Raw genomic sequence first — 451 nt, forward strand, 5'->3', positions numbered from 1 at the left:
CCCTCACGCGGCGCACCCGAGCGCGATCCGTCACGGTCGCCGCCACGGAAACCACCCTCGCGGCGGTCACCACCGCGGAAGCCGCCCTCGCGATCGCCGCCGCGGAAACCGCCGTCACGCGGCGCACCAGAACGGTCGCCACCACGGGAACCGCCATCACGACCGCCGGCGTATCCGCCTCGGGCGCCGCCAGCGTTGTCCCGGTCTCCCCGGTACGGGGGCCGGTCGTCGCGGCGCGCACCACGGTCGCGTCCACCCGGGCCGTCGGTGCGGTCTTCGTAACGACGGGGACGATCTCCGCCCTGCGGTCCTGAACTCACAGGTACATCCTTCCTGATTGCGCCACCAATGGCGCTACGCAGTCGAGGGGCGGCCCCGCGGGGGGGGCCCGCCCCGGGGGGGTTTTGCCGGGGGGTGCAAAACAACCCCCCCCCCACCAGTTCCGTTACCA

At 73.6% G+C, this 451-nt stretch carries 1 protein-coding gene; it reads left to right on the plus strand.

Features of this window, described 5'->3' with window-relative positions:
- On the plus strand, nucleotides 1-314 hold a 314-nt coding region (locus ACFYPR_RS31745), incomplete at its 5' end, for a hypothetical protein (protein ID WP_387264272.1).
- Nucleotides 315-451: the final 137 nt, after the last annotated feature.

Source organism: Micromonospora sp. NPDC005254 (genome assembly GCF_042872525.1).
Lineage (GTDB): Bacteria > Actinomycetota > Actinomycetes > Mycobacteriales > Micromonosporaceae > Micromonospora.